A 16,620-nucleotide genomic window follows, 5' to 3' on the forward strand; every position below is an offset into this window, starting at 1 on the left:
TGCTTTCCCCATAGTCTCCTTATATACTCTCTCACGTTGTAACTATGGGGAAAAGGGTCATTGTTCTGCACTTTCACACTCCAATAGCTACATAAAAAACACACTTGGCGCACCCCGGACGCCAGAAACCCTCAGCGCTGTAGATTTGCACAAGCGAGGGGCCAGTCCAGCGGCCTACTGATTACTGCAGCTTGACATCGGCCCATGTCGGCGGCCTCGTTGGCAGCTCTACAAACCCACGATCCTTCATCCTCAGCGTGAGCGTGTTCTTGGTCATCGTGTAGTTTTGGCCATTATCAGTGGCCCACAACCGATACTCCATGTACAGGTCTGCCTTTTTCGTCCTTGCCCCAGCCACGGTCACGACGTGTTCATCAAGGAATAAGCCTAGCGTGTCTTGGTCTTTTCTGTACTCAGAAGTGGCCCCTGTGACGCAACAAGGAGCACCCAATTTACTGCCACCCACACTCATGGCACCCTGCCACTGGCGCAGTCCACGGATGGCCCAGTTGAGTATGCCGGGCAGTTCGACCGCTTTCATCTTGTCTTTCAAGTCCAAGTCGATCTCCTCAGCCGTTAGAGTGGCCGTGAACGGGATCAGTTGCACCCGCCTCCAGATGCCCCTGTCCGTGCCACTAATGGAGGGCTTGTGGTTGCCAAACATCCACAGGCTGCAGGTTGGCGCGAATTGAACACCTTCCTTCCAGAGTGATCTGCCATAGACGGTATCGCCGCCTGTGAGATCCTTGATGAACTTCTCGTTGAGCCTGTCGCCCTCTTTGGTCTCACTGCCGAATAATATGCGCCCTCCATGTAGCGCAGCAATCTCATTCTGTGGCGTGTCTGCACCGTGTTTGGACAACGACAATAACTTCTCGCTGGCCCGGATGCCATATTCACCAAAGAGTTTCTGTAGGGTCTCAATGAAGGTGGATTTTCCGTTGTTACCATCGCCGTAGAGGAACCAGAACAAATGCTCCACCGTCAAGCCCGTCAGGCTGTAGCCAACGGAGCGCTGGATGAACTCAGCCAGTCCGTCATACCCTCGCGTCACCCGTTCGATAAACGCTTCCCACAACGGGCAGGTGGCGAGCGGATCGAAAGCGGTCTCCATTCCGCGTGTGACATAAGCCTCCGCCGGTGTTTCCACCAACTGGCCAGTCCGCAAATCCAAGGTGCCGTTATCTACGCCCAGCAGCCACGAGTCGGCGTCTAACTGTTTGAGGTGAACGATCACTTTTGGATTGTTTGCAGCCAGCGTGATGGCGTTGCACATGGGTTTAAGGTCGCCCAAGCTGAGTGCCCGCTTTAGCGCTCGGCTGCGTGTGGCCTCCTCTACCACAGCTGCTGCCGCCTTGGTGGAGGCGCGAACAAAGTCTGCCGCTTTGGTGCGGATCTGATTTGAGTAGTCCCTGCGCCACCGTTGCTCGAATGTCAGCCACATTCCAATTTCCGGGCAATAAACACCCATGCCTTGAATGGCATCGACCAGCGCATCGGCGTTGCCAAGGTCGCTACTTGAATACAACCACAGCGGCTTTGCGGTAGGTGGTGCTGGCTTGCGCTTAGTTAACAAGTAACCACGGGGATTTTCTGGATCATCGTGATTGTCAGCATCAGAGATCTTGTGGCGCAGCTCCTTCTCGCTCCAAGGCGGTACACAGCAGCGCTCGCTCCACTCGGCCAATATGGTATAGGCATCCTCAATATCGAGGTGGAAGCCACGGACGAGCGCTATGGCGAGATTGAAGGTGACTTGGCTGCCACCCTGTCCCGACACCGCGCCAGGCACTTTCGACGCATAGGCACGCGGACGATTCAATGTTATTTTCGGACCAGCCTTTGGTGCTGCAGGTGTTCTTGCACCAGCCCTTTGTGCTGCCAATCTGGGCTCCTTCACTTTAACCACTGCACATGTGCTGGCCAGCTGCTCCAGCAGTTCCGTTGCCACAACACCGATTTGTTCGGGAATCGTGATTATCCCGGAAGCACGATGCGGCCTTTCAAGAGTATTTGGACCTTTGCGACCAACCGTGCCGTAGAGCTTGCAGATGCGGCTTGCATTGGCAACGACCGTGTCAACATGAACAAAATCATCATCAAACTTCTCAGCCAATGCTTGCAACACCCGGCGGATCAGTCCGCTGTCATCCCCGAGTACGTCAACCCTGTAAAGGGCGTGCCACCCATTGCCAGAGTCGCAGATGATTGGAGCTGGCCACCCGCGCCCGGCCAAGAAATTATTGACGTCGGTCATCTTTATCCTTGCATAGTTCTTCTCCTCACATGTGGCCGAGATAGTCCCCTCACGTTTGGGGTCAATATCGAGCAACAGCCACCTCCTATGAACGACATCCGGATCTTTTGCTGGTTTGCCACTCCAGTTGAACGGTAGAGGGTTTAGCATCCAATAAACAGCTTTGGCTGTCAGTCCGAAAAAGGAGGCTTCCCGGGCCATTGCTCTTAAATCGTTGGAAACATAATGCCGTATCTCTGGCTTTTCACCTTCAAACAGTGCCCGCAGCTCGACGGTCGTGTTGGGCTCAACTAATACCTCTAGCCACGCGGCTATTTGGTCTGCGTGTGCTCCGTGGACTGGCGGTGGTGCGTCAGGCGGTGGTTCCTGGCCATTGATGGTGGATGTGTGGGGACTGGTTTGGACCTGTGCGTGAGCGGATCTGGTAGTCGGCTTGGTGCTGGCGCTGCAGATCCTATCCGAGTCATCGGAAGAATTCTCGCTACATTCTAGGGGCCGAGGTGTCTGGAGGACAGGCTTTGTGTAATCACAACACTCATCCTGGTCGGTGTCGTCGGATGAGGTCATTGGCCTGTTAGTGTCGTTCATGTGGATGGGCGTTTCCTGCCCTTGCCCGTAACGAAAAACTGACTGCCCTTAACGGTCGCTCAACTCCGCAAACAGCAGCCCCGTCTATCTTCACAGAAGGCGGGTTTGTTGTTTTATGCGTCCTTCTTGGCCTTCACGTCGAAGCGGGCCAGCGCGGCCTCGACTGCTTCAAGGTTAAAGACAACACGGCGTCCTAGACGGCGGAACGGAATCAGATTTTGTGCGATCCAAGCGTCAACGGTGCGGACGCTGACTGCCTGGTGTTTTGCAAGTCCATGGCGGTCAGTCCAAGGAGTGGTTGCGGTGGCTTGCGCTGGGGTGCTGTGGGGATTTTTCACCCGTCTATATATGCACCACGTTGCGCCGCGTCTAACCAGGGTTCGTCTCGCGCATCGAATGTACTACACGATCATTTTGGTTTTTGTGTAGTTCGCCGCCGCCGCGAAACATTTCCCACGCCCGCCTTTGCTTTCGCTTTCGCTTTCGCTTTCGCTTTCGCTTTTTCCAGCTTCCACGTCCCGGCCCTCGGCAGCTTATCGAGTCCAGCATTTCTCCATATTTTAGTCCATAATGAGGCTGACAACTCCGGTAATTTGGGGTGCTTCTCAATCATGAGCAGTTGCAGTTCACCCTTGGTCGGAAGGTTGTGGTGCTCCAAAACCCATGCCTTAAACTCCTCGATGGCGACAACCGCAAGTGGTACTCGTCCACGCCTTGGCAATGTTACGCAAATAAGGGATTCGTGCAGGTCGTGCGGGTGTTTGCCAGCGAGAGAATCGACCACTAAACACAATGCCTCCTTCGCCTTCAATGCTATTTCCTCCCGCTTGTCATCGGGGGCGAACCGGACGGCGGCGAACAGCTGTGCCAGCGGCCCTTTGTTGCCCATGACTTTCGCGCTAGCGAGCAGTAAAGAATGCGCGACAGACAGTTCTGAATGCTCCGGCTCTACGAGCTTTGTGTATGCCTTCTGAACTTCGCCCAGCAGGACTGCGCTATGCGTGCCGTTGTCATTTTGAACGATTTCGATCAAGCCTTCCCAATATTTAACGGAGCCTCTACGAGAACCCGGCCGAAGTTCAGCAGCACGACTTGCGTTTGCACGCTTTTTCAGGGCATCAAAGAATTCGTCAGCCATAGCTATGCCACACTGCTCCAGATCGCGACGTGTTTCCGCGATCACCGCTGTACGCACTGCCTCATCGGCGCCTGCCTGGCAGAGCTCTTTAATCCTATCCAGTTGACTCTCCGAAAGTTCTCCAATGCGGACCCTGCTCCCATCACTGTCAACTCCCTCCATTGTGGAACGAAGCATAGCGAGTTCTTCCGCCGATAGCTTTTTTCCTGTGAACCCGGCGCTGTTCACTCCAACCATTATAAAAGAAGCAATCGTAGTCACATCATCAACCGACGGTTTCACTGGCACGTTCAGAGATAGCTTTGGCGTTGATAGGGGTGCCTCAATCCCGCCCTTGGGCTTTGCTTTTTTCATGCTGCCACCTCCATGCGTATGATGTTTGTTGGTGTCTTCGGCGGCATGATCTTGAAGTACGCCAATGCGTCCTTCCGTGCTACGATCTCGCGGTAATGGTCGAACAGAACGTCCGTTCCCTTGTGCCCTAGCTCCAGCGCTGTTTTAGCGGCGTTCTCATACGCCGCTAGGTGGCATGAAGCGAAGGTGTGACGGGCGGCGTTATGCGGCCAGTCTTTGATGCCAGCGACGACGCATGCCGCCTTACGGGAGGTGCGAAAGATTTGGTCGGACGGTCGCAAGGGACCGGATGCTTGAACGTATGGTTTCAGCCACGCTTTCAAATTTGGACTGATGGTTACAATGCGCCGTTGGGCGTTCTTGGTGGTCTTGGCGGACAGGTCAATGATGCCGCGTTTGAGCTTGATGTCCTTCCAGTCGAGACGGGCAAGCTCCGCTTCGCGTAGGCCAGCAAAGAACGCGATTGCATACACCGGGACGATGCGCGGCTCGGCGGCGCCGAGGAACGCGGCCACATCAGCATTTTTCAAAATCCCGGGCGGCGTGTCCTTGTCGGGGGTGATCTCGACTGCGGCGGTGGGATTGACAGACATCCAGTTTTTGCCAACGGCAAAGTTGAAGAGGTTACTCAAGATTGCCCTATGATTAATCTGGGTCCTGCCTGTGCCTTTGATTCCAGCAAGGTAATTCTCCACATCGTCCTTGGTAATGGTCGAGATAATGCGCTTGCCATAGACCAACTCGAAGGCAGCGAGACGGTAGCCAAGGTTCTGAAGGTGCCGCTTGCTCCGCTTCTTAAGCTCTCGTGAAATGAGGAGTTTCTCGGCGGCGTGCTTCACAGTGACGCTGGATTTCGTGCTTCGCAGGTGTGCGGCGTAGAACTCGACGGCACGCTCGAAGCTAAACTCTTCGGTGACGTGCGACGCTCTCAACTGCTTTTCGATCTCGCGGGCATTAAGCAAGGCGCGGAACTCGGAAGGAGACACGCCCCGCTCGGCAATGCCCACATTTTCCAGTTCGACAGCCTTGGCATCTGCGAAATTTTTGGCTTCCTGCTTCGTCTTGAAATATTTCTGAAGGTAGTTTCCACCCTGAGAAAACGAAGCGCGGAACTTGTAACCCGGGTGTCCCTTGAGTGGTTTAATCGTGATCTTCATTATGCAGGACGTTGCAATGAATTGCAGGGGATGCGACAAAAAACCGTTATGAAATCATTATAAATTAACGAAAGCCTTGAAAATACAAGGGTTACGGCGGTTTTGTAAACCGCAGGTCGTCGGTTCGACCCCGACTGCTGGCTCCATTCGAGTCTTTTAAGACACCTAGTGCCAATGGTTTAGTAGGGGGGCGAAGCGAACGCAGAGGAAATCAACATCCTCCCGAACCTGACCGGTCCACGGGGTTTGTCTTGAGGCTCGAAGAAAAGGCTGTTGCGGGCCGTTTGTCGCTCATGAGACTTCTTCTGGTTCTTCTTGTCACGAATTCGCTGTGCGCCGCTGAACTCCGCATCGGCTCAGCCACAGTCAGCATCACGCCGGACAAGCCGGTGGCACTGGCTGGACAGTTTGGCACGCGGATATCGAAGAGTGTGGAAGCTCCGATCATCGCCGCCGCCGTGGCGATTGAGTCAGTGGAAGGCGGCAAGGTGGTCGATCAGAGCATTCTCATTTCCTGCGACCTCGTGGCGATCCATCATTCCGTACTCATGCAGTTTCGGCAGCATTTGAAGCCGCTGCTGCCTGATTTCGATGTGCGGAAGGTCATCGTGTCCGCCACGCACACGCACACCGCGCCGGTGACGTCCGAGATTCCAGAAGAGACACTGATCACCTATGCGATCCCCAAGGAAGGCGTCATGCAGCCGACGGAATACACCGCTTTCCTCGTCGAGCGGCTTTCGCAAGCTGCCGTGCAGGCCTGGAAGAGCCGGAAGCCGGGTGGTGTGAGCTGGACGCTTGGGTTTGCCCAGATCGGCGAAAACCGCCGCTCGGTCTTTGCTGATGGTCATGCACAAATGTATGCGAAGACGAATGACGCTCGGTTCCGGCATCTGGAAGCCGGCTCCGATTCGGGAGTCGAGACGCTGTTCTTCTGGAATGCGGAGAAGCAGCTTCAAGCCGTCGCGATCAACATCGCCTGCCCATCGCAGGAAGTGGAGAGCCGCAGCGCGCTCAACGCCGACTTCTGGCATGATGCACGGGAGCAGTTGAAGGCCAAATTGAACCTGCCTGACCTCACGGTGCTCGGCTGGTGCAGCGCGGCCGGTGATCAATCGCCGCATCCGCAGTATCGCAAGGACGCCGAGGCACGCATGATCGCCCTGCGTGGTCTTACGCGGCAGCAGGAACTCGGTCGCCGCATCAGCAATGCCGTTTACGACACGGTGGATGCTGCCAAGGCTGACATCCGCACGGATGCACCCTTTGGCCACAGCGTTGAAGACCTGCCACTGCCGCCGCGCAAGATCCTCGAACGCGAGTATGTGGACGCGAAGAAGAACATCGCGCAATACAGCGTCGTCGAGAAGCCGGACAACCGCGTCATCACGATGCTGAAGCTTGAGAAGGGCATCGTGAAGCGGTTCGAAGAGGCGGACAAGCTGCCGCCTTATGACATGGAGCTTCATGTGCTGCGCCTCGGCGATATCGCCATCACCACGAACACGTTTGAGCTGTATCTTGACTGGGGAATTCAGATGAAGGCCCGCAGCCCCGCGCAGCAGACCTTTGTGCTCCAGCTTACGAATGGCTGCGGCATGTATCTGCCGACCGCGCTCGCCATCGAAGGCGGCAGCTACAGCGGGCTGCCGCACGTGAACAAGGTCGGTCCCGAAGCCGGTCAAATCCTCGTCGATCAAACCGTGCGTGCCATGCAGGCCCTGTTTCCATCACCGGCCGTGGTGAAATAAGACTGGTCGTCGCGAGATCACACTCTTCGCAAAGGTTGAGAAAAGATCATGTCCACGATGGGGATGCGGGAGCGAAGTTCGGCACCGCCTGAACTGGAGAAATGGGCCTTTCCTCCCGTGGAGCGGCGGTCATGCAGGAGGGAGATGTCATGGACATTCAGACCACGCATTTTCTCAGCCGTCAGAGGCTCTCCGCCAAGGTGCGTGTCCGGATAGGCGAAGGCCTCCACCCGCACAAACGCCGCCACCCACTGGCCTGCGGCGTCCCGCTGCAAAGGAAACTCCGCCTGCGATGCATCGACCACCAGCGTCACTCCCTGATCGGTCACAAAACGGATCTGCACATGGGGCCGCTTGACGCTGTCGTTGCCTGTGACTGCCACCTCGAGAGCCACCGCTTTGCCAGCGGCATCTCGCCGGACGACGATGCGCGTGAAGCGAAAGGTACTGTAGTCATAAGGTGGCACCACTTCTCCCGCCTCGTTGACCGCCAAGGCAGACACCGCTCCGAAAAAGGAGCCCTTTCTGTAGGCGCGCAGAGCCTCCACTTCTGCGTCGGCTGCGTGTCCTGCAGCGTCTGGGACCAGCAGCACATTGCGACCGCGACCGAAGGTGTTGTGATCTTTGACAAAGAAGCCCCAGCAGCGCCTGCCAGTTCGCAGCAGGTCGTCCCACAGCTTGTAGAAGTGCAAGTGCGGCCCCTCGCTGTCGTCATAGAATCCTTTGCTGGAGCCGAAGCCTGAGGTCAGCTGATTCCATACTTCGATGCCCAGTACGCGGGGATCAAAATCCAGAAACATCTCATAGAGTTTACGATCCTGTGTGGGGTGGTTGAGCGTGATTCCCCCGCCATCCGCATGCAGCAGTCCGCCGGTGCGACGACCCTCGATGGTTTCTCCATTCAGCGCCGCGCCGAAAACTTCGCGCCAGGGGCGGTTGGCACCCTGCATCAAGCGACACTGAGTTACCATGAGCTGCTGCTTGTCATAGACCAACTGCGTGTGCAGATGCGGTTCGGTCGTTCTGAAATAAAACGTATGACTGCCTGCCTTCAGGGGCCTGTCATGCACCGGCGTTTTGGCCGCAAATTTGCCGGTGAACTCGCATTCGGTGGCGCCTTCGACCGTCAGTTTGGCGAGCCCGCCTTCGGCGATGGCCGTTAAAGTCAGGTCCAGCCGATACACGCCAGCCCATGGGCGGGTCTCGTTGAAGACCTGCAAGCCGTCAAACTGATGGACCAGCGGAGTCGTACGGAGCTGCGCAGCACTGAGACTGCTGCCATACCCGGTGGCGAGCAAACTGCCGAGCGAGTTGAAATGAAGCCCCGCGTCTGGCATGGAGTGCTGCTCCGCGTTCGGCGCAGCCACGACGTCCGCGTGTTTCGCCAGGAAGGCCTGAGGGAGTGGATACGTGGGCGCAGAGGGATAATAATTGCTGAAGGCAAAGTGGCGATAGCCCATCGCATAAAACTCCTCACACGATGCCGCCGTCTGCCCCGTATGTTGATGGGACATCGAGTGCAGATAATCGCACTTTTCCCAGTCCACGTCCGCATAGGGGTCATGCAAATCGCCTTCGCTCTTTAGCTCTGCTGCCTGGGCGTCATGACGCAGCAGTGCCTGGGCGCCATACAGACTGGCCATGGTGGAGAGTATGCGCCTTCGTTTCATGGCTCAAACCTACGAGACCAGCGCCGGATTGTTTCTGCTGCTGGTTTACGATTGGACATGGATCAACTCTTGTCCGGCATGCTGTTGATCCAGAGGCGCAGCATTTCGAGTTCGGTGGAAGTGATGAAGGGGCCCTTCTTTTTGGGCGGCATCTCCTTGTAGTGGATCAGCTCGATGAGGAGGCTCTTTTTGGCGTTGCCGGGTTTGATGGCAGGGCCGGTCACACCGCCTTCGAGCAGGGCTGCCAGGGTGCGCATGTCCAGCTTGCCATCGCGGCGTTTCGCGCCGTGGCAGCGTATGCATTTTTCTTCGAAGACGGGCAGGATGTCTTTTTGGAAATCGGGCGCGGCTTGTGGCTTGTCTTCGGCACGGGCGTTCGCTCCAGCGTGGCTGCCGAGCAGCAGCCCGCTGAAGAGAATGGGAAGGTATGCCCGCATCACCTGCGAGGGACTCAGGCCTGGCCGACGACATTCACGAAGCAGTGGACGTGCGGGAGGACACGGTAGTTCCAGACGAAGCCGGGGCCTTCGATGCGCCAGGCGTCCCAGCGGTCGTTGCCTTTTTCTGCGTTGTCCTTGTAGAAGGCGAGCCGCAGTTTTTCCATGCCGCCGTTGATCTTGATGAGCTGCATCACTTCGTCGCCATCTTCCTGGCGGAAGGGGTTGAGGAGTTTGCGCATCACATCGGCGACCAGTTTGCGCTGGGATTCCTCAAGATCGCCGTAGCCGACGCCGGTGGCGGGTTTTTCGACCAGCTTGGGCTTGAGCGCACCGACGCCGTCTCCCGGGGAGCCGACGATGACGGCCTGCTTGCGCTGGGGCTCGTTGAGCATGTCAAAGACGCTCATGACTTCCTTGGTCTGGTCGTTGTAAACATTCATGTCGCTGTGGCCGTTTGCGGAATGGCCGTAGTACATCGGGCCGCCGAAGGCGGTGTTGGGCTGGGAATTGCCATCGCAGCGGAGGGTGAGGTGATGGCCGGCGAAGACCCAGGAGAAGGGATCCTTGCCGGAGGGATCGCCGAAGATGGCGATGCCGTTGCCTTCAAAGGAGCCGCTGCTGTCCCACTTGCCATGGCGGCTGATGCGGTCGTAGGCCTCGTCGCCTGAGAGGATGGATTTGAAGGTCTGCTTGATGAGGTCCTGCTGCGGGGTGGTGAACTGCTCGCTCAGCTTCTTGCCCAAGGGCGCGGCATTGTGGGTCTTGAGGCGTGTGGGGATGCCGCCTGCTTCTGCGCCATGGTCCCAAGGGCGCACCATGGCCGTTTTCTGCTCGGCGGTCAGCGTGGCGAAGAGCTCGCGGATGAGTTCTTCCGCAGGCTTTGCGGTGCGCGGAGCGTCTGCCGGGGCGGCTATGCCCGAACTCAGTGAGGAGGCGCCCATGACTCCAAGGGCACTGCCGGAAAGCACGCGGATGAAGTCACGACGTCCGCGATGCGGTGAAGGGGAGGCGTGCTCGGCACACTCTGGGCAGACCGCTTGATTCAAATCGGAGGAGGATGGAGTTGGGTTGGAATTCATGGCGGGGTCTTATACAGCCGGGGCTTTGGGCATCTTGCCGGGCGCGGGGAGGAAGATCGTTTGCGTAGCGAGGGGGGCGGGAACCGCGTACGCCATCCGGGCTTCGATCCAAGCGAAGCTAAAAGGAACGATTTTCCAAATGCAGCCGGAGAACTTGCCGAACACTCACAAGGTTCGTAAAGGGCTAGAATTCAGAGGGTTTGATAGCTTGCAGTTGATACTGTTCCAAAGAACAGTATTAGATGGACATGATCAATCCCTGCCAGACTCGCGCTTTGAATCTCCTTTGGCTGTCCGAAGGCCGTTCCTGGATCCGGCATCAGGTGCCGTTCCTTGGCAGCATCATCGCTGGGAGGCCGGAAATTCAGGACGGGCGGGTGGACGGGTGCATCGACATCGACCCCACGACGTTGCGGCTGCCGAAGAATGCGCGGACTTTTGCGCTGAAGGTGAGGGGGGATTCCATGCGCAATGCGGCCATTTTGGAAGGGGACATTGTCATCATGGAGTTTCGTGAGGCAAAGCACGGGGACATCGTGGCGGCGCTGATCGACGGGGAGACGACGCTGAAGCGCTTCGTTATTCAGGGGGGCGTGCCCTACCTGCGGGCCTCAAATCCGAAATACCCAGACCTCATTCCTGCGCGGGAGCTGGTGATCCAGGGGGTGCAGATCGCGCTGCTGCGGCTGGCTGAAAGGTGATGCGCCATGATTCTTCATTTCGATGCGGATGCGTTTTTCGCCTCAGTGGAGCAGGCTGCGGATGTGAAACTGCGCGGGCGACCTGTGGCGGTGGGTGGTGAGCGGCGGGGCATCATCGCCTCGGCCAGCTATGAGGCGCGGATGCTCGGGATCTACACGCCCATGCCGACGGCACGGGCGCGAAAGCTGTGCCCGAGCCTGATCGTGCTGCCCTGCGATTTTGAGAAATACGAGCGCTTCTCGCGGCTGATGTTTTCGTACGCCTATGACTTTTCGCCGGTGGTGGAGCAGGCGTCGATCGATGAGTGCTATCTGGATCTCTACGGTGCCAAGCGCACGCGGGCGGGGGAGGCGGCGGCGACGATTCAGAAGGCCATCGCCCAGAGCCTGAAGCTGTCGGTTTCGGTCGGGGTGGGGGCGAACAAGCTGGTGTCCCAGATCGCCAGCAAGCTGAGGAAACCGCATTGCTTCATCGAAGTGGAGCGGGGAAGTGAGCTGGGGTTCCTGTGGCCGCTGGAAAACCGATGGCTGCCGACTGTGGGTCCGCAGCTGGCCGCCAAGCTGAACACCGCCGGGCTCCGTCACATCGAGCACATTGCCCGAACGCCGGTGGATGAGCTGTCTCTGCTGGTAGGGCAGGAGGCTCCGGTGCTGCATGAGTATGCAATGGGGCTCGACACCCGTCCCGTGGTCTGCGATGCCCCGGAGGCGAAGAGCTACGGCGAGCAGGACACCTTCAGCCAGGACACCACGGATGAGGCTTTCATCATCGCCCGTCTGCGAGCCATGGCGGACACGCTGATGCGGCGGGTGCGGCAAGATGGGAAAAGTATCCGAACGGTGTTACTGCGTCTTCGTTACAATGACATGGATGAGGTGACGCGCTCGACGAGCCTGGATGAGCCGACTGATCTGGAGCATGATGTCTATCCGCTGATCACCGGCCTGCTGAAGCGGGCCTGGGAACGGCGTGTGAGTGTGAGGCTGGTGGGGCTGCGCTTTACCAAAGTGTATGAGACGGGCGGGCATGCGCTGCTGCCATTGGAGCAGTCTGACATTACGCGAGAACGGTTACATAAGATCGCAGTGGTGGTGGATGCGCTGCGGCATGAACACCGCAGCATCATGCGGGGGCATGACTTGTGGCTGTCACAGCACCGGCATGCTCCCAGGCAGGCGCTGCCCAAGCCGCAGTCTATCGTTGACCTCATTCCCGAAGTGTCGAGTCGGACATTGAAGGAACGACCTAGGGCAGGTGTTCAAATAATAACGAAGCAATCGTTACGCAATGTGGTGCCTGCTTTGAATGTGAAAAGCTGTTACAGCTTCCTCGATTCCACGCTCACCATTCCGGCGATGATCGATGCCGCGATCGAGAGGGGGCTGCCTGCCATGGCGATCACCGACCCGAACCTGCATGCTGCGGTGCCCTTTTTCCAGGCAGCCAAGGCGAAGGGCATCAAGCCCATCATTGGGGCGGAATTGCGCTGTGACCAGAAGCCGCTGCTGGCCTATGTGAAGAACCAGCGAGGTTATCAGAACCTCTGTCGGCTGCTGTCATTTGGTGACGCTGGATGCGTTACTATTGAGCAAGTGCATGATCATGAGGAGGGTTTGATTGTTGTACCTGCAGATGCTGATTATGTAACGTTTAAGCCGATACGTTATCGGGACAAAAAAGACCGGGTGTATTTCGATATCCTGCAAAGCATGAAGACGCTGACGCTTTTGCACGAAGCACATTCGGGCAAAAGAAAGGGGGACTTTTCTTTTCACGATTATGGCGTGTTAACGAGTGTCATTTCTGCTGGTGAGATGAAGATTATCAATACTATTCACGCAGAATGTGAGTTTGAATTCGACTTCAAAACGTTACGATTTCCACGTTATGATCCAACGGATGGGAGCACGCCAGCGGCGATGCTGCACCGGCTGGCGCATGAGGGGCTGAGGCGGCGGTATGGGAGGCGGTCACGGCAGCATGAAGCGCAGTTGATGGAAGAGCTTTCGATCATCGGGGAGGTGGGGTACGAGGAGTACTTCCTCATGGTCTGGCAGTTGCTGCAGGAGTGTGAACAACTCGGCATCGGTTGGATCACCCGGGGCAGTGCGGCGGACTCCTTGGTGTGTTACGCTTTGGGCGTTAGCAATGTTTGTCCGATTCGTTTCGATCTTTATTTCAAGCGGTTCCTGAACCGTGACCGCATGGCGTTACAAAAGCTGCCGGACATCGACATCGACTTTGCGCATGATCGTAAAGATGACGTGGTGAAGTTACTGTTAAATCGTTACGGACCGGAGCATGCGGCGATCGTGGGAGGGTTCAATACTTTCCAGGCTCGCTCTGCTTTTGGGGATGTAGCCAAGGTGTTGGGGGTGGCTGAAAACGAGATCCGGCGGCTGACTGAGCACATGCCCTGGACCGATGCGAGGCATGCGGCGGACGCGGTGGCGCTTTCGCGTGAGTGTGATCTTTCGGCCTGGCAGGAGGAGCCCATGCGCACCGCCCTGCTCATGGCTGGAATGATGGATGGACTGCCCCGATATGCCAAAATGCATCCCTGCGGGGTGGTGCTGTCGCGCGACCCGATCCGCAACCAGACACCCACCTTCATCAGTGGCAAGGGATGGCCGACCACGCACTTTGACATGGATGCGGTGGAGGCGGTGGGGCTGATCAAGCTGGATATTTTGGCGCAGGGCGGACTTGCCGTTTTGCGGGACACCCAGATTACCCTCCGAACCCAGGATCAGGCTTTGGACCTTTTGGCGCTGGAAGTCGGCGCTGCGGGCGGGACGGAGGCGCCGCGCCGTGAGTTGGAAGTGGAGCCGTGGAGTGATCCAGGCATTTGGCAGATGATTGCCAGCGGCAATGCGCGGGGAGTGCATCATATCGAAAGCCCCGCCATGATCGGCCTTTCCTGCATGGCCGATGTGCGGGACATCGACCGACTGGTGGCCATCGTGTCCGTGATCCGCCCTGGTGCGGCCAATGGCCTCAAAAAAGCACAATTTGCGCGACGGGCGCAGGGGCTGGAAAAGGTGGACTACCTCCACGAGAGCCTGGCCCCGGTGCTGAGATCCACTTTTGGCGTGATCGCCTATGAGGAGCACGTTTTGCAAATCTGCGAGGCCTTCGCGGGGCTGGCTCCGGGCCGGGCGGACGTGCTGCGCCGTGCGCTGGTGAAGCAGGACGCGGCCAAGATTGCAGAGATTCGGGGAGAATTCATCGCTGCGGCGCGGATGCTGGGACGTGAGGAGGGGACGATTCTCAAGGTCTGGGAACTTCTGGCGAGGTTTGAGGGGTATGCGTTTTGCCGTGCGCATAGCACCGCCTATGCGGTGGAGGCGTATCAGGGGGCGTATGCCAAATGCTACCACACCGCTGAATTCATGGCGGCCGTGCTGACGCATGGAAAAGGATTCTACTCAGCGCTGGTTTACACCCTGGAATGCCGGCGGCTTGGCATTGGGTTTCTCTCTCCTTGTGTGAATGTGCTGAGTGAGGCGTTCGGGGTTGAGTCTGTGAGTGCCGAGCACGGTACGCCTGCGCCTTCCATGGGCAAAGCCATCCGCGTGCCCCTGCGGTGCATCAAGGACCTCACCGAGGCCATGATGGAGCGCTGGCGCAGTGAGCTGGGGCGTTCTCCCTTTGTGAGCGTGCGAGATTTTTGCCAGCGGGTGCGTCCTGCGGGCACCGAGATTTTAAATCTCATCCGTGCTGGTGCTTTTGACCGGCTGGGGGGCACCCGTACGGCGCAGTTCTGGCATTGTCTACACGCGGCCAGCGACAGCACGGCCGGTGCGGACTGGCTGTTTCGAGGCAGTGAGCCGGCGGTTTTGCGGGCGACCTGTCGCGAGGAGCCGACGCTGCTGCAGACACTGCACGATGAAGCCGAACTGTTTGGCTACACGGTCAGCGGGCATCCGCTCGATCGCTTTCCTGAGGTGGACTGGCGTACGTATTGCCCCATCGCGGAACTGCACCGCTACCCGAATCAGCGTGTCACGGTCTGTGGGCTCATTGTTGTCACGCGTTCGCATGTGCAGATGAATGGGCAGCCGATGAAGTTTATCTCGATCTGCGACCGCACCGGCATCGTCGAGTGTGAGATTTTCGCCGCCGCCTACCGCGCCTATGGGCTCAATACCGCACGCTATCCTGTGGTGCAGATCACGGCGGAGGTGAAGCCGTTTGAGAACGGACAGGGGTTTACGCTGGAGGTGCGGCGGGTGGAAAAGGCGAGGGTGTGCTGAAAAAAGGGGGGGCTGCGGGAGGCCTCCAATCGCACCGGGCGGGTTTGATCCTTGGCGCAGGATGCCCTCTTATTCGTCGTCCTCTTCCCACTCCTGCATCAGGCGGGCGAGCTTGCGCTTGATGCTGACTTTGGCGACGGCGTTGAGGCGGTCGATGAAGAGGATGCCGTTGAGGTGGTCGATCTCATGCTGGAAGGCGCGGGCGAGCAGGCCGTCGGTTTCCACGGTGACGGTTTTGCCGTCGAGGTCGGTGTAGCTGACTTTGATCTGGCTGGAGCGGCGGATATCGCCACGGAGGCGGGGGAAGCTGAGGCAGCCTTCTTCGCCGATCTCCTTGGCGCTGCCGAGTTCGAGCTGGGGATTCATGAGCACGATGGGCATGTGCTGGGGCATTTCCACCTTCTCACCGTTGATCTTCATGAAGGTGATGCAGTCGGGGTTGTGGGAGACGTCGATGACGGCGAGCTGCACATCCACGGCGACCTGCGGAGCGGCGAGACCGACGCCGTTGGCCTCGCGCATCGTTTCCAGCATGTCGGCGGCCAGGGCGCGGATATCGGGCGTGACTTCAGTCACGGGGCGGCATTTGGCACGGAGCACGGGTTCAGGATAGCGGACGATTTTACGGACCATATCCTTCTTTAATATCACCGGGTTTTCACCGGCTCAAGCCGGGAGTGGTTTTGTCCTTGCCAAGATGTGGCGGTCTCCCTAGCCTCGCGGCCTCCCTATGACTGACACTGCAGCGCAATCATCCATCAAGATTAAATTGTTCCTCATGATGATCCTCGAGATCGCCATCTGGGGGGCGTGGCAGATCAAAATCTTCTCTTATATGACGATGCTGGGGTTTAATCCCGATCAGCAGTGGCTGGTGGGCAGCGCGTTTGGCATCGCGTCGATCGTGGGGATCTTTTTCAGCAACCAGTTTGCGGACCGCAACTTCTCGGCCGAGCGCTTCCTGGCTTTCAGCCATGTGATCGGTGGTCTGGCGCTGATCGCGACGGCGTTTCAGACTTCCTTCTGGCCCTTCTTTGCCTGCTTCATCACCTATTGCCTGCTGTATGTGCCGACGATTTCGGTGACGAACTCGCTGGCTTTTGCCAATCTCAAAGACCCGGCGAAGGATTTTGGCTTTGTGCGCATGGGTGGTACGATTGGCTGGATCGTGGTGAGCTGGCCGTTCATTTTCCTGCTCAGTGAAAAGGCGGGCGCGTCTGAGACGAAG

Annotated in this window: 11 protein-coding genes; 4 read left to right on the forward strand and 7 right to left on the reverse strand. The window is 57.8% G+C overall.

Translation table 11 applies throughout. From position 1 onward, the window contains the following. Positions 1 to 181: 181 nt before the first annotated feature. The 3 genes from WAW39_RS04530 to WAW39_RS04540 form a co-directional block, all read right to left on the reverse strand. Positions 182 to 2,458, reverse strand: a complete 2,277-nt coding sequence (locus tag WAW39_RS04530; RefSeq protein WP_422316225.1) for a phage/plasmid primase, P4 family — start codon at positions 2,456 to 2,458, stop codon at positions 182 to 184. A gap of 796 nt (positions 2,459 to 3,254) precedes the next feature. Further along, a complete protein-coding gene (locus WAW39_RS04535) occupies positions 3,255 to 4,337 on the reverse strand; it encodes a hypothetical protein (RefSeq protein WP_422316227.1) in 1,083 nt (360 codons plus the stop codon). Next, positions 4,334 to 5,494: a tyrosine-type recombinase/integrase gene (locus WAW39_RS04540; RefSeq protein ID WP_422316229.1), complete on the reverse strand. Its 1,161-nt coding sequence runs from the start codon at positions 5,492 to 5,494 to the stop codon at positions 4,334 to 4,336. Before WAW39_RS04540 ends, WAW39_RS04535 begins: the two co-directional genes overlap by 4 nt. A gap of 293 nt (positions 5,495 to 5,787) precedes the next feature. On the opposite strand from WAW39_RS04540, the gene WAW39_RS04545 reads away from it, so the two are divergent. Further along, positions 5,788 to 7,245 carry a hypothetical protein gene (locus WAW39_RS04545; protein ID WP_422316231.1) on the forward strand — a complete coding sequence of 486 codons (1,458 nt, stop codon included), beginning with the start codon at positions 5,788 to 5,790 and terminating at the stop codon, positions 7,243 to 7,245. 17 nt (positions 7,246 to 7,262) lie between these two features. On the opposite strand, the gene WAW39_RS04550 is transcribed toward WAW39_RS04545, so the two are convergent. The 3 genes from WAW39_RS04550 to WAW39_RS04560 form a co-directional block, all read right to left on the reverse strand. Next, entirely contained in the window at positions 7,263 to 8,915 is a 1,653-nt protein-coding gene (locus WAW39_RS04550) for a hypothetical protein (protein ID WP_422316233.1), read from the reverse strand. Between the two features lie 62 nt (positions 8,916 to 8,977). Beyond that, positions 8,978 to 9,352: a c-type cytochrome domain-containing protein gene (locus WAW39_RS04555; protein ID WP_422316234.1), complete on the reverse strand. Its 375-nt coding sequence runs from the start codon at positions 9,350 to 9,352 to the stop codon at positions 8,978 to 8,980. Positions 9,353 to 9,366: 14 nt separating this feature from the next. After that, entirely contained in the window at positions 9,367 to 10,434 is a 1,068-nt protein-coding gene (locus WAW39_RS04560; RefSeq protein WP_422316236.1) for a DUF3500 domain-containing protein, read from the reverse strand. Between the two features lie 248 nt (positions 10,435 to 10,682). Here WAW39_RS04560 and WAW39_RS04565 point away from each other — a divergent pair, with 248 nt between their 5' ends. Both WAW39_RS04565 and dnaE read left to right on the forward strand, forming a co-directional pair. Next, positions 10,683 to 11,135 carry a LexA family protein gene (locus tag WAW39_RS04565; protein WP_422316238.1) on the forward strand — a complete coding sequence of 151 codons (453 nt, stop codon included), beginning with the start codon at positions 10,683 to 10,685 and terminating at the stop codon, positions 11,133 to 11,135. Positions 11,136 to 11,141: 6 nt separating this feature from the next. Then, the gene (gene dnaE, locus WAW39_RS04570; RefSeq protein WP_422316240.1) at positions 11,142 to 15,392 is read left to right on the forward strand and encodes a DNA polymerase III subunit alpha; all 4,251 of its coding nucleotides are present in this window, start codon (positions 11,142 to 11,144) and stop codon (positions 15,390 to 15,392) included. Positions 15,393 to 15,461: 69 nt separating this feature from the next. Here the strand turns inward: dnaE and def are convergent, their stop codons facing one another. Next, positions 15,462 to 16,025 carry a peptide deformylase gene (gene def, locus WAW39_RS04575; protein ID WP_422316242.1) on the reverse strand — a complete coding sequence of 188 codons (564 nt, stop codon included), beginning with the start codon at positions 16,023 to 16,025 and terminating at the stop codon, positions 15,462 to 15,464. Between the two features lie 97 nt (positions 16,026 to 16,122). On the opposite strand from def, the gene WAW39_RS04580 reads away from it, so the two are divergent. Next, a partial coding sequence (locus tag WAW39_RS04580; protein WP_422316244.1) for an MFS transporter occupies positions 16,123 to 16,620 on the forward strand: 498 nt, incomplete at its 3' end.

Origin of the sequence: Prosthecobacter sp., from assembly GCF_049294395.1 — a bacterium.
In the GTDB taxonomy this organism is placed as follows: Bacteria; Verrucomicrobiota; Verrucomicrobiia; order Verrucomicrobiales; family Verrucomicrobiaceae; genus Prosthecobacter.

Coding starts and splice junctions, on each gene's coding strand:
- dnaE (WP_422316240.1), top strand. CDS start 11,142: ATGATTCTTCATTTCGATGCGGATGCGTTTTTCGCCTCAGTGGAGCAG.
- WAW39_RS04560 (WP_422316236.1), bottom strand. CDS start 10,434: ATGAATTCCAACCCAACTCCATCCTCCTCCGATTTGAATCAAGCGGTC.
- WAW39_RS04565 (WP_422316238.1), top strand. CDS start 10,683: ATGATCAATCCCTGCCAGACTCGCGCTTTGAATCTCCTTTGGCTGTCC.
- WAW39_RS04540 (WP_422316229.1), bottom strand. CDS start 5,494: ATGAAGATCACGATTAAACCACTCAAGGGACACCCGGGTTACAAGTTC.
- WAW39_RS04545 (WP_422316231.1), top strand. CDS start 5,788: ATGAGACTTCTTCTGGTTCTTCTTGTCACGAATTCGCTGTGCGCCGCT.
- WAW39_RS04530 (WP_422316225.1), bottom strand. CDS start 2,458: ATGGCCCGGGAAGCCTCCTTTTTCGGACTGACAGCCAAAGCTGTTTAT.
- WAW39_RS04535 (WP_422316227.1), bottom strand. CDS start 4,337: ATGAAAAAAGCAAAGCCCAAGGGCGGGATTGAGGCACCCCTATCAACG.
- def (WP_422316242.1), bottom strand. CDS start 16,025: ATGGTCCGTAAAATCGTCCGCTATCCTGAACCCGTGCTCCGTGCCAAA.
- WAW39_RS04555 (WP_422316234.1), bottom strand. CDS start 9,352: ATGCGGGCATACCTTCCCATTCTCTTCAGCGGGCTGCTGCTCGGCAGC.
- WAW39_RS04550 (WP_422316233.1), bottom strand. CDS start 8,915: ATGAAACGAAGGCGCATACTCTCCACCATGGCCAGTCTGTATGGCGCC.